The organism is Helicobacter pylori (assembly GCF_030062585.1).
GTDB lineage: Bacteria > Campylobacterota > Campylobacteria > Campylobacterales > Helicobacteraceae > Helicobacter > Helicobacter pylori_CN.
In genome coordinates this window covers 925,974-951,964 of sequence record NZ_CP071935.1, presented here as the reverse complement: position 1 = coordinate 951,964, position 25,991 = coordinate 925,974, and the positions used below count along the sequence as shown (strand labels likewise).

Genomic DNA, 25,991 nt, shown 5'->3' with positions numbered 1-25,991 from the left:
CTCCTTTAAAATGGGATTTTATTAGGATTTATCGTTTCTTCCAACTCAAGCACAGAAAGATAAACTAAACTTCTTAGGGCATTAAAATCTTCGCATTTAACATCACCGCAAAAAATAGGCATTTTAGGTATTACTTTGGATTTAAAAATCCCATTAAAAAAATCTCTAACTAAAAAGGTTAAAAGTTCTTCTGTGTAGCCAATCATTTCGCCATCAAATTTGGTTTTTTGGTTAATTCAAACATCATTTTTACGATTTCAACCCATGCTTTAAACATAATCTCAAATTGCTCTTTAAACAAATCTTCATTATCAATAATCAACATTTTAAAAAGCTCGTTTGAATGTTGTTGTAAATCTTTCTTTAAAACTTCGCTTTCTTTTTCCAATTTCTTAATTAACTCCATTTTTTCGTTAGCCTATTTGCTACGCTTTATTTCTGTATTGTTCATTGTTATTACTCCTTAAATTTTGATTTTCTATAACTCTCTGTAAGATGTGGTAGCAATTCCCCCTTAATATCTATAATGATAGGTTTATGCGCCATTTCAAGAATACTGGGAATTTTAATATTACAATTACAGCGTTGTAATTTCTCTTTTAATCTCTTATTCTTATCTTTTAATTTAAGATATTGCCTTAATCCATAGGCATACCAAAGAATTAGCAAGATTAGTGCTAAAAATCCCATTAAAACATCGTAATTCATTGCTTTAACTCCTTAATTGATTTTTGTTCTAAGATTTCTAATCTCTTTTTGCACTCGCTTACATCATCAAGCAAGCTTTCTAATAATTCGCTATGCTTATTCATAAAATCTTCTTGAGATTGTTTGGTGCTATTTAGGGCTTTATACAAGTAGATAGAATTGATAATATAAAGCCTAAGAATAGAAAAAATCCTAATTCAAACATTGTTTTCCCCTTATTTAAACTTAGCTAATCGTTTCACTAGCTTGACTACTCGCATAATAAGGCGTAAATCACGCCACTTAATGCCATTTAAAAAACTAAAGAGTTTGTTAGACTGCTTTCTCATCTTCTACCCATTGATTTAGTAATTTCCACTTCTTGTTCGTTCTCGTAGTAATCAACATTATTAGTGGTTGCAACTTCCTTAGAATAGATAATTTCAGCTCCTTTTTCTATTTCTTTTTCAATCACTTGTTCTGTAGCTGGCTCTATTTCATCATGGCTCTTTGTGTTCCCCTTAACCCCTTGCTCTTCCCTCTCATCCACTAAACTCGCTCTTTTTTCAGCGTTCATTTTCTCTAAGACTTCTTTAGATTTAGGGTTGAACATAGGCCTATAATCTCTGTCTTTGCTCATTTTAGCTAAATCATCTATTAGAGTTTTATGATCCCATTTTAAAGTTTGCAAGTATTCTAGTCGTGGGTAAGGAAGTTTTTGCTCCACTAATCTTGTGTATTTAGCGATATTTTCTTGAGTGATTTTAATGGAGTTTTCTAATTCCTTGATTTTTTCAGGGAGTTTAGTGATAGCGTTATCCAATCTTTTTAAAAACCCATCAAATTTAATCTCGCCGCAGAAATTATAAGAGCTAAACATGTTGGCAGTATCGTTTTTATAAACCATATTGCTAGGGCTATAGGCAATATTGGGATTGTCTTTAGGGTTTAAACTAAACTCCACTTGATACTTAGTTTTATAAGCATTCACCACAAAGCCCTTGTATTCTAAAAGCTTACAATCTCTTTCCTCATTGAAAAACAAGTCGTTCAAATTGCTTGCAAATTGCTTTTTAATAGCGTCTAGCTTTTCTTTATTTTGTTCGGCTATTTGCTTGTTTTGTTCTTTGAGTTTTTTGTGCGTTAATTCTTCACTCATAGAGGCGTTTTCTTTTAAAGGCTCTACTTCTTTAACTTTGATAAGCTCATAATCCTTACTCTCTTCATTTTTCAAATCATAGAGCTTGATCTCTGTATGAGTGGGGATCATTACAGAGCTTTGAAGCGTTTCTAAATCTTTCAATTCCTGTTTAAGATAATCCAATTTAGAAGAATTGTTTTTCAAATTCTCTTCATTGAAGTAATTTTCTTTATTGAAAGCTTTGTATTTTGCTTCTTCGTTTTTGATTTCAGCTCTCAATTTGACTTCTTCAATAATCAAGGGATTACCTGTTGCTTCTGCTTTCATCTCGCTCGCATTAGAACTCCCCATATTAAAGTCTTCTAATTCATTCAAGCCTAATTTGTGCGCGTTTCTAAATTGCTCTATGCCTTTAGATTTAGTCTCTATGATTTGCCACATACGGCTATCATAAGTTTTTTCAGTGGCGTAGCGATAGATTTTCATTCTAAAATTTTCAGGATCGTTTTGGTGTAAAATATTGCCTTGTCTTATCCCACGCCCTTCCATTTGCAACAATTCATCAGGTCTCCATGGGCAATCTAATTCATGCATAGCGACTAATCTTTCTTGCACATTAGTGCCTACGCCCATTTTAGCGGGACTGCCCAATAATACCCTGACTTCGCCACGATTAATCTTTTTGAACAAATCCTGCTTTTGTTCTTCGGTTTTAGCGTCATGGATGAAAGCGATTTCATTTTGTTGGATACCCATTTGGACTAAATGCCTTAAAACATCGCTATAAACATCAAACTTAGAACCTTTAGCTAGTTCTTCATCTAAATTGACGCTTTTAGCCTCTTTCTCTTTGAGTTCGTTTTCTAATTCTTTCTTGCTAGGAGCGATAAGATTGCCATTTTCATCATAACTAGACAAGCTCTCTAAAAGTTCTTGAGCTTCATCTAGGGGATTTTTATTTTCTATCTCATGAGCGTTATTTAGCACTTCTAAACTCACTTTTTGGCTATGGGTTTTGGGTGTGGATAGACCTATGAAACCAAGTTGTGTGCCTTTAGTGGCATTAGTTTCTAAATAATTCTCATAGATATTTTTTGCCATAGCATAGCTTTTAGAAAATTCTTTTTCTACTTTAGCGTTAGGGTCAATCAAGCGGTAATCCAGAGCCACTTTTCTAGCGTCTGTGGTGCAAGAAAGGATATTGTCTTGCCCTTTTTTGCTTTTCTTGCCCTCGCATTTTTGCATCCTATCAATGATAGAGCCTTCATTATATTTGCCATTTTCTAAAGCCACGCCAATAAATTGAGCCACTTCTTCGCTTCTTTTCACCACCACATTGATAGGTTTATCCCCATACACTTTAGGCACAAAGTGGGGGTTATGCTTTAAAATATCATCATTGGAGACAATATCCGCAAAAGCTCTATACATGGTGCTTAAGCCTTGCACATCGCTAAATTTAGAAAAGCGATTAACCATTTTATAACTTTGAGCGGAAGTGTCTAATTCAAAATCATTCACCACTTCCCCATAAGTCTTAGCCCAATCATCAAAGAATTCTAACCCTCTTTCTTTCAACACATCAGGGGTCAGGTAGCGTTGCAAGTGATACATTTCACTCAAGGAATTAGCTATAGGCGTGCCGGTTAAAAACATGATTTTCTTATTGTTTTGATGCAAGTAGCGCGTTTTAATAAACAAATCTCTGGCGCGATTAGAGCCTTGTTGGTTACCAAGCCCTGCAATTTTTTCCATAGAAGTTTCAAAGGCTAGATTTTTGAATAAGTGGGCTTCATCCACAATCAAATTGTCAATCCCCATTTGACTAATATCAATATGAGAGCCTTGTTTTTCTAAAATCGCATCGTATTTAGCACGGATTTTATCCAGCTTGTTTTTAAAGGCTCTTTCATTGGGTTTTTTAGTTTCTCTAGGGTTATTTTTATAAGCCAGTTCTTGCCTTTCAAAGTTTTTTTCGGCATTCACTAGCTCTTCTTCTTTCAATTCTTCTATGATTCCTCTAGGGTTAGACAATAATTCCAAATGGGTGTGCGCGATAATCACAGCGTCATAATTGTTGTTAGCGATTTGATTGAATAAAAGCTCTCTTTCTTTTTCAGTGATGTCCTTGCTATCAACAACTAACACATTAGCGTTAGGGTAAGCCTTATAAAATTCATCGCCCCATTGCTTGGTTAAATGGTTAGGCACGGCAATGAGCGTTTTATTCACTAACCCCATGCGTTTTTGTTCCATGCAACTGGCTATAGCGCACAAAGTCTTGCCTGCTCCAACCTGATGGTCTAAACACACCGCCCTGTCTTGGATGGTTCTAAAAATAGCGTTCTTTTGGTGGGGGCGCAAGCTGATATGGTGGTTAAAGCCCTCTAGCTCTAATCGCGAGCCATCATAGGTTTTTAAAACAGAATTGTTGAAAGTGTCATTATAGATTCGCTCTAAATGGGTTCTTCTTGTATAATCCTTATAAATCCAGTCTTTAAAAGCTTCTTTCAATTCTTCTGCTTTTTGTCTAGCGAGATTGCTTTGCTCTTCATCAGTGATAAAGATTTCTTTTTTAGGGTCATTAGGATCAACTTGGGCGTATTTAACGCTCAAATCCTTGTTGTTTAAGACTTTATTTAAAAGGCTTTCAAAAGGCGCTTTATAAGAATGCGGTTTGTCTTTATGCCTGATACCATAAAGCTCGTTTAATTCATTGTTTCTAACAAAAACTTCATAAGCACCGCTTAGGTGTTCTACTTTGATGTCTTCTTTGAGATTGCCTAGTTGGTAATCTGTCATTTTATCGCCGTATTGCTTTTCATAATGGTTAGCGCTCAATTCCATTAAAAACTCTTCTAAATACTGAGTGGGTATCCAAGGGCTGTTGATATTAGCCATGATTTCAGTGGCTTTCAAATCTTTAGGGATAATCAGCTCTAGATCTTTCACATTAGCCTCTAATCCCTCCACGCCTTGATTGATGGATTCTTTAACTTCTTTGAGTTTTCTTTTTACATTGCCGCTCAAATAATCGTTCGCCAAAATGTAGTCGCCATTATCCTTGTGGTCTTTATAAATCAGTTTTTGCTCTAAAAGTTCTTTAATGGTGGTTTCTAAGCTTTGGGTTGCGAAATGATCTCTAATGAAATGCAAATTCAAACCCCCTTTTTGATTGGTGCTTGCAATTAATGCCTCTTTAGCGTTAGTGATAATAAGTTCTTTTTTAGGGTTTAAAGTCCTTTCAAAAAAGATTTGAGCTTTTTTAGCTTGAGCTTGCCTTGGCTCTATGTTTTGCATTTTGGCACTTCTAGGGGTGATTTCTTTTTCAAAGTCTTTTTCTAATCCTAAGACTTTAGCGCCATACAAATCTTGTTTGATGTCCTTACGATTTTTATTCTCATTGAGATAGCCAAATTTCTTGACAAATTCATCATAAACAAGATTGAGCCTAACTCTTTTACTTTCTAGCTCAAAATCAGAGCTTAAGGGGCTTAATTCCGCGCTCGTTAAATCATTCAAAGCGTCTTTAATCTTAAAATAGGCTTTTAGTCGTGAATCTTGGACTTTAGAGTTGATTTTAGTGGGTTTTAAAAAGATGCCCATTTCATTATTTTGTTCTAGTTGGAAATAAAGATTATCCCACTTGACTAATTCTCCCCTTTCTAAATTTTTGATTAGCTTTTGAACTTCTTGATAGCGTTCGTTATTGGCATCAATGATGAGAGCGTCTGTTTTAAGGGTAGTCTTATGGTATTGATAGACGCCTTTAGGCAATTTTTCTATCGCTTGGCTAAGCGCTTGGGATAAATCTAAGCTTTTATCCTCTAAAGCTTGCAACTCGTATTTATAAATTTGTTCGCCATTGATTTCAAAGCTATAGCGGGTTTTTTCCAAACTCAAACGCCCCAGAATGTTTTCAGGGTGGTGGATAAAGTATTCATTTAAGGTTTGTTCATTGAGATTGATATGATTCTTTCCAACTTTATCCCACTAGTGCGAAAAACTCCGTCCTTTAGGGCGGAGATGTAAGTGCTTAGCCGTTAGGCTATTTGAATATCGTTTCACCTAGATCCATTCGCTTTTTAGCGCATTCTATTAAAAATCAAAGTTAGCTAATTTAATGCGGTGTTTCTTGCTCTTGTATGTATTGCTTAATCGTCTCTAAAGGCGCGCCCCCACAACTCCCAGCGAAATAACTAGGCGACCATAAATGCTTCCCCCACAAACTAGCTTCAACGCTTTTGAAATGGTGTTGTCTAGTCAAACGACTGCTAACGCCTTTTAAAGAATTGACTAACTTACTCACGCTTACTTTTGGAGGGTAGTTGATAAGCAAATGCACATGATCGCTCTCCCCATCAAATTCTACCAATTCGCTCTCAAAGTCCTTACACACTTTGGCAAACACCGATCCTAAAAAATCTATCACTTCCTTGTTGAACGCTGAACGCCTGTATTTAGTAACAAATACCAAATGCGCATGCATTAAAAAAACACAATGCCTTCCGTGTCTCATATCATCAATTTTTTTCATAGACCTATTTTAACAAAAAGAGGTTAAAATACTTCTATGAAAGTCAATAAGGGTTTTAAATTCCGCTTGTATCCCACTAAAGAGCAAGAAAGCAAACTGCAAAACTGCTTTTTTGTCTATAATCAAGCTTATAATATTGGATTGAATTTACTGCAAGAGCAATATGAAACAAACAAAGATTTACCTCCCAAAGAAAGAAAGTGGAAAAAATCAAGCGAGTTAGATCATGCGATTAAACACCACTTGAACGCTAGGGGGTTAAGCTTTAGTAGTGTGATAGCCCAACAAGCACGCATGAATGTTGAAAGGGCTTTAAAAGATGCTTTTAAAGTTAAAAACAGGGGCTTTCCTAAATTCAAAAACTCTAAATTCGCTAAACAATCTTTTTTGTGGAACAATCAAGGCTTCTCTATCAAAGAGAGCGATGATGAGCGCTTCAAGACATTCACTCTGATGAAAATGCCTTTACTCATGCGCATGCACAGAGACTTCCCCCCTAATTTTAAAGTGAAACAAATTAGTATCTCTTGCAGCCATAGAAAATATTTTGTTAGCTTTAGCGTGGAATACGAACAAGACATTACTCCCATCAAAAACACTAAAAATGGTGTGGGGCTAGATTTGAATATCCTTGGTATAGCTTGTTCTTGTGAGATAAACAACCATGAAAAACTAACGGACTTTAAGCAATACCAAACAGACATGAAAGAATTACTAGGGATAGAAATAGATGAAGAGATGGATACTAAACGACTCATCCCTACTTATTCCAAATTGTATTCTTTAAAAAAATACTCTAAAAAATTTAAAAGATTACAAAGAAAACAAAGCCGTAGGGTGTTAAAGTCTAAACAAAACAAAACCAAATTAGGAGGTAATTTTTACAAAACCCAAAAGAAATTAAACCAAGCCTTTGACAAGTCTAGTCATCAAAAAACAGACAGATACCATAAAATCACAAGCGAACTTTCAAAGCAATTTGAATTGATAGTAGTTGAAGATTTGCAAGTAAAAAACATGACTAAAAGAGCTAAACTCAAAAATGTTAAACAAAAGAGTGGACTTAATCAATCTATCAACAATACTTCATTCTATCAAATCATTTCTTTTTTAGATTACAAACAACAGCATAATGGCAAATTGTTAGTGAAAGTTCCCCCACAATATACGAGTAAAACTTGCCATTGTTGTGGGAATATCAACCACAAGCTTAAATTAAATCATAGGCAATATTGGTGTTTAGAATGCGGGTATAGAGAACACAGAGACATCAACGCTGCGAACAATATTTTAAGCAAAGGGTTAAGTCTTTTTGGGGTAGGAAATATCCATGCAGACTTTAAAGAACAAAGCCTTTCGTGTTAGCGTTCAATAGAATGCTTTAGTTAGGAAGCTCCTTGCTTTAGCAAGGGGCGGTTTCACAAAAAAGAAAAACAGAATGTTAAAAATAAAGCTCAAATAACATCGTTTTTTTTTTTGGTATAATGCCGCTCAAGGTAAGAGCGAAAGGCGTATTATATTTATTCCTTCCTTCTTTACTATAACTTAGCATTTTAATCAACTTTTTCATTAAAATGTCCTGACGCTCTTACCTTTCCCCCTTTAAAAATACGCAAACTCTTTATTATTATTAATTATTATTAGATTGTAAAAATGTTTTACATTTTATTTTTTTTTCACAAACTCTAACGCTTTGAAACGCTCCCCAAAGCCCCCAGGGCTAATTAGGGGCTTGATTTTAGCCGCTTCTTTCAAATACCTTTCATAACTCGCGCTCTTTGAAAATGTTTCTAGTAATTCCATAAGCCCCATATCCAATAAAGCGTTAGCCTGCGTTTTGAAGAATGAAAATTGTGCATGGTGTTTTTCAAACAAAAAGCGCACCAAAGAAAAATTGACATCATAAGTCAAATCGCTTTGCTGATACAAAGAAGCTAGATTGTTTAAAATATCCTTAAAATCCAGCGCTTGGTGGTTTTTAAAAGCCCTTAAATGCATGTCTTTTCGCTCTGTTTCATCGCCATAATCAAAGCTCAAAAACACCCAAGAAGAAGCCTCATTCAATTTCTCTAACAAATCCTTAATGAAAGCCTCTAAAAACAACGGTGCGCACCCTTGTTTTAAATTCAAATTTTTAAGAAGTTCTTTAGTGGGTTCATCAATACCGCCCCAAACGCCCTGATGATCATGGGTGATAAAAAGCATTTGGTTATCTTTAATGATCTCGCAAGCGAACGCGTCAAACAATTCATTAGAGACAACGAACGCGCTTTCATGCCCCTTGAAATCTAGATCTTTCAGATCGCAGATCATCAGATCCAATTGCGTGGCTCGTTTGAAAATAATTCGTTGGAGTTTTTGCAATTCCTTTAAAGGCTCGCAGCTGATAAACTCGCATTTTTCCATTACGCCCACGCTCAAAGCGTTTAAAAAACTGGCTATATCGCTCAAAAAATGCCCATGGTGAGAGCCAATTTCTACAATTTTTAAAGGCAAAAATAATTTTTCTTCTTCTAAAAGCTTGATGATATAAAACGCAACAGCGCCCCCAAAAAACTTACTCAAAGACACCGAAGTGTAAAAATCCCCTTTTGGACCGATTAGCGCCTTTCTGTAATACCCTTTTTCGCCATAAAGCCACTCTTGCATGTAATTCCCAAACGAACGCACGATTTCCCTTTCATTCAAACTCATCTCAACCAACAATAAGAGAGCGCTATTCTAGTCAAAATCGCCTTATTTTTGCGCTATGATATTATAATTATAATGACTTTTAGGCTAGTTTGAAGGGAGTTTGGAGTGTGAAAATTTTAAGGCGAGAATGCGGGGCGGTGGAAGAAAACGCTTATATTGTGAAGCTTTCTAGTGGGGTGGATTTTATTATTGATCCCGGATTTTCTAGCAGCGAATGGGTGTTAGAAAACGCCAAGAATCCTAAAGCGATTTTAATCACGCATGGGCATTATGATCATGTATGGGATAGCGCTCAATTGTCAAAAGCCCTTAAAGACACCCCCATTTACGCTCCAAAAGACGATGTGTTCATGCTAGAAAATGATATTTTCCATTTGGGCATGCCGGTTTTTAGCCCCAATTTTAGCGTGCCTTGCAATAAGGGTTGCACCACTTTAGAGATAGCAAACACTACCATTAAATACTGGCATTTTCCCGGACACACGCCCGGTTGCTCTATCATAGAAATTGAAGGGGTGATTTTTAGCGGGGATTTTATTTTTTATCGCAGCATTGGCCGTTATGATTTCCCTTATTCTAATGAAAAAGACATGAAAGAGTCCCTGTTAAGGTTTCAAAATTTAGATTTTTCTAAAGACATAGAGATTTATCCAGGGCATGGGGATAAAACAAGTTTTTTTGCCGAAAGAGAGCATTCTAAAATTTGGGTTTCAAGGATGGCTTAATTGTTAAGCCGGCTAGACAAAGAGCGTTATTTGCGCCATATCATGCTAGAAGATGTGGGCGAAGAAGGCCAATTGAAGCTTTTAAAATCTAGCGTTTTAGTCATTGGAGCCGGTGGGCTTGGATCAGCGGTTTTGATGTATCTGTGCGCTGCTGGGATAGGAAAAATAGGCATTGTGGATTTTGATGTGGTGGGTATGAGTAATTTGCAACGCCAAATCATCCATTCACAGGATTTTTTAAACCAACCTAAAGCCTCTAGCGCGAAAGCGCGCTTAAAACAACTCAATGCTGGTATTGAAATAGAGACTTTTGAAGAACGCTTTAAGGCTCATAACGCTCTTTCTCTTATAGAGCCTTACGATTTTATCATAGACGCTACAGACAATTTCAACGCTAAATTTTTGATTAATGACGCTTGCGTGTTAGCCCAAAAACCCTATTCGCATGCCGGGGTTTTAAAATACAGGGGGCAAAGCATGAGCGTTTTACCCCATAGCACATGCTTAGCGTGTGTTTTTGATAAGCCCCCTAAAAAAGGATTCAATCCTACTTCAGGGCTTTTTGGGGTTTTGCCCGGGGTTTTAGGGTGTATCCAAGCGAGCGAATGCCTTAAATATTTTTTAGGGTTTGAAACTTTACTTATAAATACTTTACTTATAGCCGATATTAAAACGATGGATTTTAAAAAAATTCAAGCACCCAAAAACCTTGATTGTAGGGTTTGTGGCACGCATAAAATCACGCATTTACAGGATTATGAAATTTAGATTAAGGGGTAAGTTTTGGATCTATCAACCATACTAGGCTTGGTATTGGCGGTCGCTTCTATTTCGTTAGGCGATATTTTAGAAGATGGTAACCCGTTGCACATTATCCATTTGAGTTCAGTCATTATCATCGTGCCTACTTCGCTTTTTGCCGCCATGACAGGCACGCATGCGCGTTATGTGAAAGCCGCTTACAAAGAGATAAAAATTGTTTTTTTAAACCCTAAAATCAATTTGAACGAAACCATTAAAAATTTAGTGGAATTAGCCACTTTAGCCAGAAAAGATGGGGTGTTGAGTTTAGAGGGGCGAGTGGCGCAAATTGAAGACGATTTCACCCGCAATGGCTTGTCTATGATCATAGATGGCAAGGATTTAAAATCCGTTAAGGAAAGCTTAGAAATCAGCATTGAAGAAATGGAAGAGTATTACCACGGTGCCGCTCATTATTGGGAGACTGCCGGTGAGACCGCTCCTACTATGGGGTTAGTGGGGGCGGTTATGGGGCTTATGTTAGCCTTGCAAAAACTAGACAATCCGGCTGAAATGGCAGCAGGGATCGCTGGGGCTTTTACGGCCACTGTTACAGGGATTATGTGTGCTTATGCGATTTTTGGCCCTTTTGGGCATAAGCTCAAAGCTAAATCTAAAGACATTATCAAAGAAAAAACCGTTCTTTTAGAGGGGATTTTAGGCATCGCTAATGGGGAAAACCCAAGGGATTTAGAAAACAAACTCTTAAATTATATCGCTCCCGGTGAGCCTAAAAAGTCTCAATTTGAAGGTTAAACATGGCTAAGAAAAACAAACCTACTGAATGCCCCGCCGGCGAAAAATGGGCGGTTCCTTATGCGGACTTTTTGTCGTTGTTGCTTGCGCTTTTTATCGCTCTTTATGCCATTTCAGCGGTCAATAAATCCAAAGTGGAAGCCTTAAAAACCGAATTCATTAAGATTTTTAATTACGCCCCTAAGCCAGAGGCGATGCAGCCGGTTGTAGTGATCCCCCCTGATTCAGGGAAAGAAGAAGAGCAAATGGCGAGCGAAAGCTCCAAACCGGCTTCGCAAAATACCGAAACAAAAGCCACTATCGCTCGCAAAGGCGAAGGCAGTGTTTTAGAGCAAATTGATCAAGGCTCTGTTTTAAAGCTCCCCTCTAGTTTGCTGTTTGAAAACGCCACTTCAGACGCCATCAATCAAGACATGATGCTTTATCTTGAACGGATCGCTAAAATCATTCAAAAACTCCCTAAAAGGGTGCATATCAATGTAAGGGGTTTTACGGATAATACGCCTTTAACTAAAACCCGTTTTAAAAGCCATTATGAATTAGCCGCCAATCGCGCTTATAGGGTGATGAAAGTCCTTATGCAATACGGCGTGGATCCTAACCAATTGTCTTTTTCTTCTTACGGCTCTACCAACCCTATCGCGCCTAATGACTCCCTAGAAAACAGAATGAAAAACAATCGTGTGGAAATCTTTTTTTCAACCGATGCGAACGATTTGAGTAAGATCCATTCTATTTTAGATGAAGAATTCAATCCCCACAAACAGCAAGAATGAATCGCATGAAACCAATTTTTTTGTTAATCTTTTTGTTGTTAGCGAGCCTTATCGCTAGAGAAAAGGACGCTTCTTCAAACCTTTTTGATTTGATTGATAAAGGGATCAACAGAGAACAAGAATTAAAAGAGCAGGAGCAAAAAACGCGTTTAAAACTGGCTCAAAGCCCTTTAGTGGCTTTAGAGATTGTCCCCCAAGAAACGCCCTATTTAGAATGGCAAGGGGCTAGGGAGTCGTATTATTTAAAGGTGAGCGCTGTCGTGGAGAGCGTGGTTATCTTAAAAATTGACATCAATCAAGGGCGTTCTTGCTCACTCTACCCCACGCCTAAAAGCGTTTCTTTAGTAAGGAATCAAAGCGTAGCCTATGAAATTTTATGCGAAAACCAGCCGCTATGGATAGAAGTTAGCACTAATTTAGGCAAACGCACCTTTCAGTTTTAATCTGCAACCAATATTAAAAAATGCCTTTAGCGTTTTAAAACCCCTTTATTCAAATAAGTTTGGTTATAATGCCAAACATGGGCGTTTTTAAACAATTGATCAAAGAATTGCATGAATGGTTGCTCCATTCTATAGATGTGGCTACGCAGCATTTAGTTGCTATGGCGTTAAAAATAAGCGTGGTAAAATATTTGATAAAAGAATTTCATGATCGCTTCATTTACTTTATAGATTTGATCGCGCAGCATTTTATCATCGTTGCGCTTTCTAGTCTTCTCGTGCTGGTGTTTGGGGTTTTGATTGGGGTTTTTGTGTTTTATAACTCAAAGGCTAGGGCGTTTTTGCTCCCTGTGGTGAATTTCCTCTACACCATCCCATCGCTTGCGTTATTCGCGTTATTCATTCCTGTGATTGGGGTGGGGTTAAAAAACGCGCTTTTGGTGTTGGTCTTATACGGCTTGTTACCCATTGTCCATAGCACCTATAACGCCTTAAAAGAGGTGAGAGAAGAGGTGATTAAAGCCGCTATTGGGCTAGGGTGCAACCCCAAAGAGTTGTTTTTTAGGGTGCACTTCTTGCTCGCTATCCCCCAAATTTTAGTGGGCTTAAGGATTGCGGTGGTGATGTTAGTGGCGATGGCTGGGATTGGGGCACTCATTGGGGCTGGGGGTTTGGGGCAGGCGATTTTTAGAGGGCTAAACACGCAAAATACCACGCTTTTAGTGGCGGGCAGCTTGATTATTGCTCTTTTTAGCGTTTTAGCGGATCAATTTGTGAGCGTGTTTCAGCATGAAAACGCCTTGCAACGCCTATTTTCTCAAAACGCCACCCAAAAACAAAAAAGAAGAGTTTATCTTAATTTAGCGGTGTTTCTTTTTTTATTGCTAGCGAGCGCTTTATGGCTCATTCCTAGAAACGCCACAGAAGAAAAGCCCTTAGTCGTGGCCACAAAACCTAACAGCGAGCAGTATATTTTGGGCGAAATTTTAAGCCTTTTGTTAGAAAAACACCATATCCCTATCAAGCGAGCGTTTGGCATTGGTGGGGGGACGATGAATATCCATCCGGCATTAATTAGGGGCGATTTTGATTTGTATGTGGAATATACCGGCACCGCTTGGGTGAATACGCTCAAAAACCCTTTGACTCAAAAAGTGGATTTTGAAACGATTAAAAAGCGTTATGAGAAGGAATTTAATCTTTTGTGGGTGGGGCTTTTGGGCTTTAACAACACCTATTCCTTAGCGATTTCTAAAGAAGACGCTCAAAAATACGCGATTAAAACTTTCAGCGATTTAGCCTTTCATAGCCCAAATTTTGATTTTGGAGCGGAGTTTGACTTTTTTGAAAGAGAGGACGCTTTTAAGGGCTTAGTGAAAGCTTATCGCTTTCATTTTAGAAGTTTGCATGAAATGGATATTAATTTGCGTTATAAAAGTTTTGAATCCCATAAAATCAACGCTTTAGACGTCTTCACCACAGACGCTCAAATCAAAGAGTTGGATTTAAAGGTGCTTAAGGATGATAAAGGGTTTTTCCCTAATTATCAAGCCGGCATCATCATAAGAAAAGAAGTTGTCAAAAAGTATCCTAAAGTATTAAAAATCTTAGAAAAATTGGATTCAAAAATTAGCGATGAAAAAATGCAGGATTTAAACTATCAGGTGGAAGTGTTGAAAAAAAGCCCCCAAATCGTAGCTAAAGATTTTTTAGAAAGCCTAGGGTTATAAAGCATGAAAGGAATCGTTACAATAGAGAATGTGTCTTTTAACTACCACAATCGCGCTATTTTTAAGGATTTTAATTTAAACATTGAAAAAGGGGATTTTTTATGCGTTTTAGGGGAGAGCGGGAGCGGTAAAAGCACGCTTTTAGGCTTGATTTTAGGGCTTTTAAAACCCAGTTTTGGGAGCGTTAAAATCTTTAATGAGACCCTTTCAAACAACGCTTTTTTACGCCAAAAAATAGGCTATATCGCTCAAGGCAATTCCTTATTCTCTCATTTAAACGCCATGCAAAACATGACCTTTTGCCTTAATTTACAAGGCATAAACAAACAAGCCGCTCAAAAAGAAGCCAAAGCCTTAGCGTTAAAAATGGGGTTAGAGGAGAGCCTTATGGATAAATTCCCTAACGAATTGAGTGGGGGGCAAGCCCAAAGAGTGGGTATTATTAGGGGGATTATCCACAAGCCAGAACTCATTTTATTAGACGAGCCTTTTAGCGCTTTAGATAGTTTAAATCGTAAGAATTTACAGGATCTCATCAAAGAGATACACCAAAATTCTTGCGCTACTTTCATTATGGTAACGCATGATGAGGAAGAGGCGCAAAAGTTAGCCACAAAAACCCTAGAAATCAAAACCCTTAAACAAGGGCAATGATTTTAAGGCTCGTTTAAAAATTCTGGCGTGGTGTTATTGGTGGGCGTTTGCATAGAAGAATTAGAGCTGTTTGAAGTTTTTTTAGCGGGTTTTTCATTGAATGGAGGGGCTTTATAGCCGCAAGCTTGAATCGTTATCGCTACAAGTATTAAAAAGCATGTTAAGATCGGTTTATGGAACAAAATATTTTCTCCTTACTCATTCAAAAAAAGTCTTATAAAAAGCTTGAAACTCTTTTGAAACTCAAAAAGCTTAAGGTTTTTATGCCTTTAAGTTTACAAGAAAATTTGCTTTTTATCTTCATAAAAGACTCTAAATTGCTTTTTGCGTTTAAAGATCTTTGGGCTTCTAAGGAATTTAACCAGCGATTCGCTAAAGAAATCAGCCATTTTTTAAACACGCAAGGGCATGCTTATGGGTTTGACGGGTTGAATGGGTTAGAAATTTTAGGTTATGTGCCTAAAGATTCCTTAGAAAAAGCCAATTTTTATGCCCCCATTAAAAAACAAGCCCGTTTTTTTCGCCCTAGCGCTTTAGGGTTGTTCCATAACCCCATTAAAGACGCTCGTTTGCATGAATGTTTTGAAAAAGCGCGCGCTTTGATCCACTACCAACGAAGTTTTTTTGAGGAATGAATGGCTGATTTATTGTCCAGTTTGAAAAACCTTCCTAATAGCAGTGGCGTGTATCAATATTTTGATAAAAACCGCCAATTACTCTATATCGGTAAGGCGAAAAACTTAAAAAAACGCATCAAAAGCTATTTTTCCATCCGTAATAATGAAATCACGCCCAATCCTCGCGCTAGCTTACGCGTCCAAATGATGGTCAAACAAATCGCTTTTTTAGAAACCATTTTAGTGGAAAACGAGCAAGACGCTTTGATTTTGGAAAATTCTTTAATCAAGCAGCTCAAGCCCAAATACAACATTCTTTTAAGAGACGATAAAACTTACCCTTATATTTACATGGATTTTTCCACCGATTTCCCTATCCCTTTAATCACACGAAAAATTTTAAAACAGCCTGGCGTTAAATATTTTGGCCCTTTTACGAGCGGGGCTAAGGATATTTTGGACAGCTTGTATGAGTTGCTCCCTTTAGTTCAAAAGAAAAATTGCATCAAGGATAAAAAGGCATGCATGTTTTATCAAATAGAGCGTTGCAAAGCCCCATGCGAGGATAAAATCACTAAAGAAGAGTATTCAAAAATCGCTAAAGAATGTTTAGAAATGATTGAAAATAAAGACAGGCTCATCAAAGAGCTTGAATTGAAAATGGAGCGCCTTTCTAGTAACTTGCGTTTTGAAGAAGCTCTCATTTACAGGGACAGGATTGCAAAAATCCAAAAAATCGCCCCTTTCACTTGCATGGATTTGGCCAAACTCTATGATTTGGATATTTTTGCTTTTTATGGTGCAAGCAATAAAGCGGTCTTAGTGAAAATGTTTATGCGTGGGGGTAAAATCATTTCTTCAGCGTTTGAAAAAATCCACTCCCTTAATGGGTTTGACACCGATGAAGCGATGAAACAAGCCATTATCAATCATTACCAATCGCATTTGCCTTTGATGCCTGAACAGATCTTATTGAGCGCTTGCTCTAATGAAACGCTTAAAGAATTGCAAGAGTTTATCTCTCATCAATATTCTAAAAAAATCGCTCTTAGCATTCCTAAAAAGGGCGACAAGCTCGCTTTAATAGAAATCGCTATGAAAAACGCTCAAGAGATTTTTAGCCAAGAAAAAACCTCTAATGAAGATCTGATTTTAGAAGAAGCGCGATCGCTTTTCAATTTAGAGTGCGTGCCTTATAGGGTGGAAATCTTTGACACAAGCCACCATTCAAACAGCCAGTGCGTGGGGGGAATGGTCGTGTATGAAAACAATGCATTTCAAAAAGACTCTTACCGGCGCTACCATTTAAAAGGCTCTAATGAATACGCTCAAATAAGCGAATTGCTCACCAGAAGGGCTTTAGACTTTGCTAAAGAGCCACCGCCTAATTTGTGGGTGATTGATGGAGGGAGGGCGCAATTAAACATCGCTTTAGAAGTTTTAAAAAGCAGCGGGAGTTTTGTAGAAGTGATCGCTATTTCTAAAGAAAAAAGGGATTCTAAGGCTTATCGCTCTAAAGGGGGCGCTAAAGACATTATCCATACGCCTAGTAATACTTTTAAATTGCTCCCTAGCGACAAACGCTTGCAGTGGGTGCAAAAATTGCGCGATGAAAGCCACCGGTATGCGATAAACTTCCACAGATCCACTAAACTTAAAAACATGAAACAAATCGCTCTTTTAAAAGAAAAGGGCATAGGAGAAGCCAGCGTGAAAAAATTGTTGGATTATTTTGGGAGTTTTGAAGCGATAGAAAAAGCGAGCGAACAAGAAAAAAACGCCGTTTTGAAAAAACGAATTTAAAGGAAAAGGCATGAAAAAAAAATTGAATATAGGGCTTGTGGGTTTAGGGTGTGTGGGGAGCGCGGTCGCTAAAATCTTACAAGAAAATCAAGAAATCATCAAAGACAGAGCCGGCGTAGAAATTGGGATTAAAAAAGCGGTGGTGCGAGATGTGAAAAAGCACAAAGGCTATGCTTTTGAAATCAGTAATGATTTAGAAAGCCTGATAGAAGATGAAGAGATTGATATTGTCGTGGAGCTTATGGGTGGGGTGGAAGCGCCTTATCTTTTAGCTAAAAAAACTTTAGCCAAACAAAAAGCCTTCGTTACAGCCAATAAAGCCATGTTAGCGTATCACCGCTATGAATTAGAGCAAACCGCTAAAAACACCCCCATAGGCTTTGAAGCGAGCGTGTGCGGGGGTATCCCTATTATCAAGGCTTTAAAAGACGGCTTGAGCGCTAATCACATCCTTTCTTTTAAAGGGATTTTAAACGGCACGAGCAATTACATTTTAAGCCAGATGTTTAAAAATCAAGCGAGCTTTAAGGACGCTTTGAAAGACGCACAGCATTTAGGCTATGCGGAATTGAACCCTGAATTTGACATTAAAGGCATTGATGCGGCGCACAAATTATTGATTTTAGCGTCTTTAGCGTATGGCATTGATGCGAAATTAGAAGAAATTTTGATTGAAGGCATTGAAAAAATAGAGCCAGACGACATGGAGTTTGCTAAAGAATTTGGTTATAGCATCAAACTTTTAGGCATCGCTAAAAAACACCCAGATTGCATTGAATTAAGGGTGCATCCAAGCATGATCAAAAACGAATGCATGCTCTCTAAAGTGGATGGGGTGATGAACGCTATCAGCGTTATAGGGGATAAAGTGGGCGAAACTTTGTATTATGGGGCTGGGGCTGGGGGAGAGCCTACCGCAAGCGCGGTCATTAGCGATATTATAGAAATCGCAAGAAAAAAAAGCTCTCTAATGCTAGGCTTTGAAACCCCTCAAAAACTCCCTCTAAAACCCAAAGAAGAAATCCAATGCGCTTACTATGCGCGCTTGTTAGTGAGCGATGAAAAAGGGGTTTTTTCTCAAATCAGCGCGATTTTAGCTAAAAATGATATTTCGCTCAACAATGTTTTGCAAAAAGAAATCCCGCATTCTAACAAGGCTAAAATCTTATTTTCCACGCACACCACCAACGAAAAATCTATGCTGAACGCTCTTAAAGAGCTTGAAAATTTACAAAGCGTGTTGGATACCCCTAAAATGATTCGTTTGGAAAATTGAATGCGATTTTTGAACAACAAACATAGAGAAAAAGGCTTAAAGGCTGAAGAAGAAGCTTGCGGATTTTTAAAAACGCTAGGTTTTGAAATAATAGAAAGGAACTTTTTTTCACAATTTGGCGAAATTGATATTATCGCTTTGAAAAAAGGGGTTTTGCATTTCATTGAAGTCAAAAGCGGGGAAAATTTTGATCCCATTTATGCGATCACGCCGAGTAAATTAAGAAAGATGATTAAAACGATCCGCTGTTATTTGTCCCAAAAAGATCCCAACAGCGATTTTTGCATTGACGCTCTTATTGTGAAAAATGGTAAATTTGAGCTTTTAGAAAATATCACTTTTTAGATTTTTATCCAAAATCAATGCGTTTTCATTAACATTATTAGGATAAGATAGTTCTCGTTAATCAAAATCATAGAATAATTAGGAGTAACCAATGAGTCACTATATTGAATTAACTGAAGAAAATTTTGAAAGCACCATTAAAAAAGGGGTTGCGTTAGTGGATTTTTGGGCGCCATGGTGTGGTCCTTGTAAGATGCTATCCCCTGTGATTGATGAATTAGCTAGCGAATATGAAGGTAAGGCTAAGATTTGTAAAGTCAATACCGATGAGCAAGAAGAATTGAGCGCGAAATTTGGTATTAGAAGCATTCCTACGCTTTTATTCACAAAAGATGGCGAAGTCGTCCATCAGCTGGTGGGCGTGCAAACTAAAGTTGCTTTAAAAGAGCAATTGAACAAACTTCTAGGCTAATAGCATGATAGATTGCGCGATTATTGGAGGTGGTCCTGCAGGTTTGAGTGCGGGGCTTTATGCCACTAGAGGCGGTGTTAAAAACGCCGTTTTGTTTGAAAAAGGAATGCCTGGGGGGCAAATCACTGGCAGTAGTGAAATTGAAAACTATCCAGGCGTTAAGGAAGTGGTGAGCGGGTTGGATTTCATGCAACCATGGCAAGAGCAATGCTTTCGCTTTGGCTTAAAGCATGAGATGACTGCTGTTCAAAGGGTTTCTAAAAAAGACTCTCATTTTATTATTTTGGCAGAAGACGGCAAGACTTTTGAGGCTAAGAGCGTGATTATCGCTACCGGTGGTAGCCCTAAACGCACAGGCATCAAGGGCGAGTCAGAATATTGGGGTAAAGGCGTGAGCACTTGCGCGACATGCGATGGCTTCTTTTACAAAAATAAGGAAGTAGCGGTGCTTGGTGGGGGCGATACCGCTGTAGAAGAGGCGATTTATCTAGCCAATATCTGCAAAAAAGTCTATCTTATCCACAGAAGAGATGGTTTTAGGTGTGCGCCTATCACTTTAGAGCATGCCAAAAACAATGATAAGATTGAGTTTTTAACCCCTTATGTGGTGGAAGAAATCAAGGGCGATGCTTCTGGAGTGTCTTCTTTAAGCATTAAAAACACAGCCACTAATAAAAAAACAGAATTGGTCGTGCCAGGGCTTTTTATTTTTGTGGGTTATGATGTGAATAACGCTGTGTTAAAACAAGAAGACGGCTCTATGCTGTGCAAATGCGATGAATACGGCTCCATTGTCGTGGATTTTTCCATGAAAACGAACGTTCAGGGCTTGTTTGCGGCAGGGGATATTCGCATTTTTGCCCCTAAGCAAGTGGTTTGTGCGGCAAGCGATGGCGCTACGGCAGCCTTAAGCGTGATTTCTTATTTAGAACACCATTAAAATTATAGCTTATAACCCTAGATTTTAGGGTTATAAGTTCTCGCTTCAAACATTCATTGGATTTCAAAACTTGTAAGGTATTTTAGGTTTCTTGTTATTTTAATCTTATTTTAGCCACAATGTCATTTCGTTCTCTTGCTATTGGTTTTTAGTTGGGTATTGATCATAGCATTTAAAAAATCGCTTGTTAAAATAAATATAGAAAGCTTGCAAAAAGCAAGCGGTAGTTTCTAAAAAAAGCGGTTTTTAGGGGTTAGTGGGATCTTTTAAGGGGGAGGGTTGTTTCAAAATATCCCCTATCCCTTTAAGAGTTTTATGATAAACAAGGCCTAAAAACGATATACTCTATTAAAAAATTATGGGAGTTTAAGCTTTGCGTGTTTTTATCATTTCTTTAAATCAAAAAGTGTGTGATACATTTGGTTTGGTTTTTAGAGACACCACAACTTTACTTAATAACATCAACGCCACCCACCACAAGGCGCAAATTTTTGATGCGATTTATTCTAAAACTTTTGAAGGCGGGTTGCACCCCTTAGTGAAAAAGCATTTACACCCTTATTTCATCACGCAAAACATCAAAGACATGGGGATTGCAACCAATCTCATCAGTGAGGTTTCTAAGTTTTATTACGCTTTAAAATACCATGCGAAGTTTATGATCTTGGGGGAACTTGGGTGCTATGCGAGTCATTATTCCTTGTGGCAAAAATGCATAGAGCTCAATGAAGCGATCTGTATTTTAGAAGACGATATAACCTTGAAAGAGGATTTTAAAGAGGGCTTGGATTTTTTAGAAAAACACATCCATGAGTTAGGCTATATCCGCTTGATGCATTTATTGTATGATGCCAGTGTGAAAAGTGAGCCCTTAAACCATAAAAACCACGAGATACAAGAGCGTGTGGGGATCATTAAAGCTTATAGTCATGGGGTGGGGACGCAAGGCTATGTGATCACGCCCAAGATTACCAAAGTTTTTAAAAAATGCAGCCGAAAATGGGTTGTTCCTGTGGATACGATAATGGACGCTACTTTTATCCATGGCGTGAAAAATCTGGTGTTACAACCTTTTGTGATCGCTGATGATGAGCAAATCTCTACGATAGTGCGAAAAGAAGAACCCTACAGCCCTAAAATCGCCCTAATGAGAGAATTCCATTTTAAATTTTTGAAATGGTGGCAGTTTGTATAATCAATAATAAACATACTAAAGAGCGTTTTAAAGCTTTAGCTGTCCCTATTTGATTGGAACAAAACTGGTTTTTAACCGCTTTTAAGAATGGATTGAATTTTTAAATGGATTTCAAAAGAGTTTGTAGCCTCTTTTAGTTTCTATGTGCGATCTAGATAAGACGCATTAAAAGAATGGAGTGCATTAGAAAACTATTTTCTAATTTTCTAATGCTTTAAGATTAAGACTTTTTAGGATTGGCTTCGGTTACCCTAATCGTTCTGCCCATAAAATCCGTATTATCCAATTTAGCAATCGCTTCGCTAACGCCCTCTTCTTGCATTTCTACAAAGCCAAAACCTTTAGGTTTCTTCGTTTCTCTGTCATAAATCAGCTTGACATTAAAAACTTTGCCAAATTGACTGAAAAGCTCCTTGACTTGCTCGCTGGTAGCGCTATAAACCAAATTCCCTACATAAATGTTTTTCAAGATAAAATTCTCCGGTAAAAAAATGACAACATACCCATAAGAATATGAAAAAGTTATAAAAAAGTAACACTTCTAAAACCCAAACACATCCAAAACAGAAGTATGGTGGATTTTATCTAATGATTGCTTAAAAAATTATAAAAGCTATTAAAATTGGGTATTGATAATAAAATAGAACTTACACAAGCAAGCGGTAATTTTAAAAAGCGTTATTAAAGGATATGGGGAACATGGTTTCAAAATCACCCCCTATCCTTTTAAAAGCTTTACCATAAAACAAAGTTTTAAAACACCATATCAAAGCCAAACAAGGACGCTTTGTTTAATGCCCTTCATCGGTTAAAACAGCCCCTGCCAGATACACATAAGTGAGGATCATAAAAACAAAAGCTTGTAAAATCCCCATAAAAAACAACACCATAAAAGGCGCTACAGGAACCGCCCAAGGCACTAATAAAAGCATGATGAGCAAGAACATGTCATCGCCCTTGATATTCCCAAACAAACGAAACGATAAAGACACGATCCTAGAAAAATGCGAGATGATCTCAATAGGGAACATGAAAGGGGCGAGCCACTTCACAGGACCTGCAAAATGGGCGAAATACTTAAAAAAGCCCTGCACTCTGATGCCTTCAAAATGGTAATAAAAAAACACAATCAGCGCTAAAACCAGCGTAAAGCTCCAGCTAGCCGTAGGGGATTCAAAACCAGGAATGATGCCTATCATGTTAGAAAAAAAGACATACAAAGCGATCGTGCCAGCTAGGGGGAAGTATTTGCGGGCCAATTCTTCGCCTATAATATCCTTAGCCACGCTCAAAATCGCGCTAATGATGCTCTCATATACATTCTGCAAACCCATAGGCACCATCTGCATTTTGCGCGACGCGCCAAGCGAAATGAAAAACATCAAAACCGCTGTCAAAACGACAAAAAACCCGGTGATAAAATCATGATTGGAGCTAAAAAAATTAGCAATAGTAAATACTCTGTGTTCCATGAAAAAGTTTCTCTAAGCCTTATTGAAAATTTCCTTAAATTGTAGCAATTAAGTTTTAAAAACTCATTAAATCAAGCTTTTTAACGAGTTTTTTAACGATTTGTCTTGTTTTCTTTTAAAATTCACCCATAATAATTAGGGGCTTCTTTGGTAATATCCACTCCATGCACATGGCTTTCTTTTAACCCCGCGCTAGTGATTTCTACAAATTCAGCGTTTTGATACAATTCCAAAATATTCTTCGCCCCCTGATACCCCATAGAAGAGCGCACGCCCCCTACTAATTGGAAAATCATATCCGAAACCCTACCACGATAAGGCACACGCCCTTCAATGCCTTCTGGGACTAGCTTTTCACTCGCCACGCCCTCTTGAAAATACCTATCAGAGCTCCCTTTAGTCATAGCCCCAATGCTACCCATACCCCTATAGCTTTTATACTGCCTCCCTTGATAGATCATAAAATCCCCCGGCGATTCTTCTGTGCCAGCGAGTAAAGAGCCTATCATCACGCTTGATGCCCCCAAAGCTAAAGCCTTAGCCACATCGCCTGAATAGCGAATCCCTCCATCTGCAATCACAGGAATATCAAATTTAGACGCCACTTCTACGCAATTATCAATCGCGCTCACTTGGGGCATTCCCACTCCAGCCACAATCCTAGTGGTGCAAATGCTTCCTGGCCCAATACCCACTTTAACAGCGTCCGCTCCCGCACTAATCAAATCGCTTGTGGCCTCTTTAGTAACCACATTCCCCACAATCACATCCACTACCAAGCTTTTTTTAATCTCTTCTAAAGTGTGTAAAATATTAGCTGAATGCCCATGCGCGCTGTCTAGCACCAGCGCATCTACCCCGGCTTTAACTAACATTTCAGCCCTATCCAACTGCCCCACTCCAATAGCCGCCCCCACTCTCAACCTCCCAAAATCATCTTTATTGGCCTCAGGGTATTCAATGCGTTTTTGAATATCTTTGATCGTGATCAAGCCTTTTAAAACATTATCTTTATCCACAATGGGCAATTTTTCAATCTTATGCTTGTGCATCAAATCACTCGCTTCATCTAAACTAATGCCCACATGAGCGGTAACTAAAGGCATTTTAGTCATCACATCGCCCACTTTTTTACTCAAATCGGTTTCAAAGCGCACATCTCTGTTGGTTAAAATCCCAATCAACAACCCCTTATCATCTACCACAGGCACGCCTGAAATCTTGTAATTATCCGTTATGACTTTAGCGTCCGCTAGCGTCCTGTGCGCATGGATAAAAATAGGATCATTAATCACCCCGCTTTCGCTTTTTTTAACTTTAGTGATTTCTTTGACTTGCGTTTGAATATCCATGTTTTTATGCACGATGCCAATACCCCCAAGGCGTGCCATAGCGATAGCGGTTTTATGCTCTGTAACCGTATCCATAGCCGCGCTAATAAAGGGGATATTCAAACCAATATTTTTGGTTAGGCGAGACTTTAAGCTCACATCTTTAGGTAAAATGCTGGATTTTCTAGGCACCATCAACACGTCTTCAAAAGTCAAAGCCCTTTGTACAATTCTCATTTTCTATCCTTAATCTAATTTTAAATCCAATTCCTGCTCCAAAGCGTAAGAAACATCTAAAAGGCTTTGCTCATCAAAAGCCTTAGCAATGAATTGCATCCCTATGGGCAAGCCTAAAGGATCTTTAGCGACCGGTAAAGAAAGGGCTGGCAAACCGCTCAAATTCGCCCCAATCGTGTAAATATCGCTCAAATACATTTCTAAAGGGCTTGCATGGTAATTGAATAAATGAGCGCTCGTAGGAGCTACAGGGGTGAAAATCAAATCCGCTTCTTCAAAAATCTTATTGTATTGCTCTTTAATCATCAAACGCATTTGCTGGGCTTTCAAATAATAAGCGTCATAATACCCACTGCTTAAGACAAAATTCCCTAACATGATGCGCCGTTTCACCTCATCGCCAAAACCTTCACTGCGGCTTTTGAGATACAATTCTTTCAAGTCTTTAATATTTTGAGCCCTCCTCCCATAACGAACCCCATCAAATCTGGCCAGATTCGAACTCGCTTCAGCCATGCTGATAATATAATAGACAGAGATTTGATAATGTGAATCCAACATCTTTTTTTCCACAATCTCATGCCCCATTTCTTTCAAGGCTTTAAGGGTGTTTTCATAAGCGAGTTGCACTCCATTGCTCGCATCTTTAACATGATCTCTTAAGATAGCAATCTTAAAGCGTTTTTCTCTGTTAAGGTTTTTAAAGGTTTGCGTGGGTTTGAGATTCGCGCTCGTGGAATCCTTGCTATCATACCCACTAATGGCGTCAAATAAAATAGAAGCGTCTTCTACATTTTGCGTGATAGGCCCGATTTGATCAAAACTAGAGCAATAAGCGATCAAACCATAACGGCTCACCCTCCCATAAGTGGGCTTTAACCCCACGCACCCGCAATAGCTCGCCGGCTGCCTGATAGACCCGCCCGTATCGCTCCCTAAAGCCGCCACCGCTAAGCCGCCCGCCACAGCTGCTGCACTCCCTCCGCTACTCCCCCCAGGCACTCTGTTTTTGTCTCGTGGGTTTTTAGTGATCCCATAGCAACTAGACTCCGTGGTGCTCCCCATCGCAAACTCGTCCATGTTAGAAAGCCCAAACCCTGCCATGCTGTTTTGGTGCAAGTTTTCAATCGCGCTCGCATGATAAGGGGCGACATAGCCTTCTAAAATCTTACTGGAGCAAGTGATTTCCCACCCCTTAACGCTGATATTATCTTTAATAAGAATCGGCACCCCCTTAGCGCTAGCGCCATTAAGGCTAGGGGCTTTAATGTAAGCGTTCAAATCTGAAGCTCTAACCTTAGCGTCAATTTCGTTTTTAAGGGTTTCTAATTCATCTTGGGATAAAGAAAGGGCTTGTTTTAAAGTGATCATGTTTTTAGCCTTACAAAAAATTTAATGGTAGTTTAACATGCTTACATA

At 38.3% G+C, this 25,991-nt stretch carries 26 protein-coding genes; 15 read left to right on the top strand and 11 right to left on the bottom strand.

Annotated features, from left to right (window positions below; all coding sequences use genetic code 11):
* Window positions 1-5 precede the first annotated feature (5 nt).
* From J5F42_RS04480 to tnpA, 5 genes are all read right to left on the bottom strand, one after another.
* Entirely contained in the window at window positions 6-206 is a 201-nt protein-coding gene (locus J5F42_RS04480; protein WP_075650215.1) for a hypothetical protein, read from the bottom strand.
* Window positions 203-388: a hypothetical protein gene (locus tag J5F42_RS04475; protein WP_001909401.1), complete on the bottom strand. Its 186-nt coding sequence runs from the start codon at window positions 386-388 to the stop codon at window positions 203-205. The genes J5F42_RS04480 and J5F42_RS04475 overlap by 4 nt, the downstream gene beginning before the upstream one ends.
* A 68-nt stretch (window positions 389-456) precedes the next feature.
* Window positions 457-708, bottom strand: a complete 252-nt coding sequence (locus J5F42_RS04470) for a hypothetical protein (protein ID WP_097719816.1) — start codon at window positions 706-708, stop codon at window positions 457-459.
* Between the two features lie 325 nt (window positions 709-1,033).
* Window positions 1,034-5,725, bottom strand: a complete 4,692-nt coding sequence (locus J5F42_RS04465; protein WP_283491143.1) for an SNF2-related protein — start codon at window positions 5,723-5,725, stop codon at window positions 1,034-1,036.
* A gap of 223 nt (window positions 5,726-5,948) precedes the next feature.
* On the bottom strand, window positions 5,949-6,365 hold the full coding sequence (gene tnpA, locus J5F42_RS04460) for an IS200/IS605 family transposase (RefSeq protein ID WP_283491142.1): 417 nt from the start codon (window positions 6,363-6,365) through the stop codon (window positions 5,949-5,951).
* A gap of 36 nt (window positions 6,366-6,401) precedes the next feature.
* Between tnpA and J5F42_RS04455 the strand changes: the two genes are divergently transcribed.
* The gene (locus J5F42_RS04455; protein WP_283491141.1) at window positions 6,402-7,730 is read left to right on the top strand and encodes an RNA-guided endonuclease InsQ/TnpB family protein; all 1,329 of its coding nucleotides are present in this window, start codon (window positions 6,402-6,404) and stop codon (window positions 7,728-7,730) included.
* A gap of 300 nt (window positions 7,731-8,030) precedes the next feature.
* Here the strand turns inward: J5F42_RS04455 and J5F42_RS04450 are convergent, their stop codons facing one another.
* On the bottom strand, window positions 8,031-9,059 hold the full coding sequence (locus tag J5F42_RS04450) for a class I SAM-dependent methyltransferase (protein WP_283491608.1): 1,029 nt from the start codon (window positions 9,057-9,059) through the stop codon (window positions 8,031-8,033).
* A 107-nt stretch (window positions 9,060-9,166) separates the two neighbouring features.
* Here J5F42_RS04450 and J5F42_RS04445 point away from each other — a divergent pair, with 107 nt between their 5' ends.
* From J5F42_RS04445 to egtV, 7 genes are all read left to right on the top strand, one after another.
* Window positions 9,167-9,784: an MBL fold metallo-hydrolase gene (locus J5F42_RS04445; protein WP_078262954.1), complete on the top strand. Its 618-nt coding sequence runs from the start codon at window positions 9,167-9,169 to the stop codon at window positions 9,782-9,784.
* On the top strand, window positions 9,785-10,552 hold the full coding sequence (locus J5F42_RS04440) for a HesA/MoeB/ThiF family protein (RefSeq protein ID WP_097699352.1): 768 nt from the start codon (window positions 9,785-9,787) through the stop codon (window positions 10,550-10,552). It abuts the gene before it with no gap.
* Window positions 10,553-10,567: 15 nt separating this feature from the next.
* The gene (gene motA / locus J5F42_RS04435; RefSeq protein ID WP_000366184.1) at window positions 10,568-11,341 is read left to right on the top strand and encodes a flagellar motor stator protein MotA; all 774 of its coding nucleotides are present in this window, start codon (window positions 10,568-10,570) and stop codon (window positions 11,339-11,341) included.
* Between the two features lie 2 nt (window positions 11,342-11,343).
* Window positions 11,344-12,117 (top strand): flagellar motor protein MotB, encoded by a 774-nt coding sequence (gene motB / locus J5F42_RS04430; RefSeq protein WP_001085365.1) that lies wholly within the window; start codon window positions 11,344-11,346, stop codon window positions 12,115-12,117.
* A 5-nt stretch (window positions 12,118-12,122) separates the two neighbouring features.
* On the top strand, window positions 12,123-12,560 hold the full coding sequence (locus J5F42_RS04425; protein ID WP_000802458.1) for a hypothetical protein: 438 nt from the start codon (window positions 12,123-12,125) through the stop codon (window positions 12,558-12,560).
* Between the two features lie 68 nt (window positions 12,561-12,628).
* Window positions 12,629-14,290: an ergothioneine transport permease/ergothioneine binding protein EgtU gene (gene egtU, locus J5F42_RS04420; RefSeq protein WP_283491140.1), complete on the top strand. Its 1,662-nt coding sequence runs from the start codon at window positions 12,629-12,631 to the stop codon at window positions 14,288-14,290.
* A gap of 3 nt (window positions 14,291-14,293) precedes the next feature.
* Complete coding sequence (gene egtV, locus J5F42_RS04415; RefSeq protein WP_283491139.1) at window positions 14,294-14,944, top strand: ergothioneine transport ATP-binding protein EgtV; 651 nt, start codon at window positions 14,294-14,296, stop codon at window positions 14,942-14,944.
* A gap of 2 nt (window positions 14,945-14,946) precedes the next feature.
* On the opposite strand, the gene J5F42_RS04410 is transcribed toward egtV, so the two are convergent.
* Window positions 14,947-15,126, bottom strand: a complete 180-nt coding sequence (locus tag J5F42_RS04410) for a hypothetical protein (protein ID WP_000468798.1) — start codon at window positions 15,124-15,126, stop codon at window positions 14,947-14,949.
* Here J5F42_RS04410 and J5F42_RS04405 point away from each other — a divergent pair.
* The 7 genes from J5F42_RS04405 to J5F42_RS04375 all read left to right on the top strand — a co-directional run bounded on the left by J5F42_RS04405 (window position 15,118) and on the right by J5F42_RS04375 (window position 21,532).
* Window positions 15,118-15,579 carry a hypothetical protein gene (locus tag J5F42_RS04405; RefSeq protein WP_000437184.1) on the top strand — a complete coding sequence of 154 codons (462 nt, stop codon included), beginning with the start codon at window positions 15,118-15,120 and terminating at the stop codon, window positions 15,577-15,579. The two genes, J5F42_RS04410 and J5F42_RS04405, sit on opposite strands and share 9 nt — an antisense overlap.
* On the top strand, window positions 15,580-17,364 hold the full coding sequence (uvrC, locus tag J5F42_RS04400; RefSeq protein WP_283491138.1) for an excinuclease ABC subunit UvrC: 1,785 nt from the start codon (window positions 15,580-15,582) through the stop codon (window positions 17,362-17,364). It begins immediately after the preceding gene.
* A gap of 10 nt (window positions 17,365-17,374) precedes the next feature.
* Window positions 17,375-18,640, top strand: a complete 1,266-nt coding sequence (locus J5F42_RS04395) for a homoserine dehydrogenase (RefSeq protein WP_097699769.1) — start codon at window positions 17,375-17,377, stop codon at window positions 18,638-18,640.
* Window positions 18,641-18,985 carry a YraN family protein gene (locus J5F42_RS04390; protein WP_187898509.1) on the top strand — a complete coding sequence of 115 codons (345 nt, stop codon included), beginning with the start codon at window positions 18,641-18,643 and terminating at the stop codon, window positions 18,983-18,985.
* A 91-nt stretch (window positions 18,986-19,076) separates the two neighbouring features.
* Window positions 19,077-19,397, top strand: a complete 321-nt coding sequence (gene trxA / locus J5F42_RS04385) for a thioredoxin (protein WP_000020199.1) — start codon at window positions 19,077-19,079, stop codon at window positions 19,395-19,397.
* A 4-nt stretch (window positions 19,398-19,401) separates the two neighbouring features.
* Window positions 19,402-20,337 (top strand): thioredoxin-disulfide reductase, encoded by a 936-nt coding sequence (gene trxB, locus J5F42_RS04380; RefSeq protein WP_078286596.1) that lies wholly within the window; start codon window positions 19,402-19,404, stop codon window positions 20,335-20,337.
* 373 nt (window positions 20,338-20,710) lie between these two features.
* A complete protein-coding gene (locus J5F42_RS04375) occupies window positions 20,711-21,532 on the top strand; it encodes a glycosyltransferase family 25 protein (protein WP_283491137.1) in 822 nt (273 codons plus the stop codon).
* 220 nt (window positions 21,533-21,752) lie between these two features.
* Here the strand turns inward: J5F42_RS04375 and J5F42_RS04370 are convergent, their stop codons facing one another.
* From J5F42_RS04370 to gatA, 4 genes are all read right to left on the bottom strand, one after another.
* Window positions 21,753-22,001, bottom strand: a complete 249-nt coding sequence (locus tag J5F42_RS04370; RefSeq protein ID WP_000790557.1) for an RNA-binding protein — start codon at window positions 21,999-22,001, stop codon at window positions 21,753-21,755.
* Window positions 22,002-22,323: 322 nt separating this feature from the next.
* On the bottom strand, window positions 22,324-23,004 hold the full coding sequence (locus J5F42_RS04365) for a F0F1 ATP synthase subunit A (RefSeq protein ID WP_000401209.1): 681 nt from the start codon (window positions 23,002-23,004) through the stop codon (window positions 22,324-22,326).
* A 122-nt stretch (window positions 23,005-23,126) separates the two neighbouring features.
* Window positions 23,127-24,572 carry an IMP dehydrogenase gene (gene guaB, locus J5F42_RS04360; RefSeq protein WP_283491136.1) on the bottom strand — a complete coding sequence of 482 codons (1,446 nt, stop codon included), beginning with the start codon at window positions 24,570-24,572 and terminating at the stop codon, window positions 23,127-23,129.
* 9 nt (window positions 24,573-24,581) lie between these two features.
* Complete coding sequence (gene gatA, locus J5F42_RS04355) at window positions 24,582-25,943, bottom strand: Asp-tRNA(Asn)/Glu-tRNA(Gln) amidotransferase subunit GatA (protein ID WP_283491135.1); 1,362 nt, start codon at window positions 25,941-25,943, stop codon at window positions 24,582-24,584.
* Window positions 25,944-25,991: the final 48 nt, after the last annotated feature.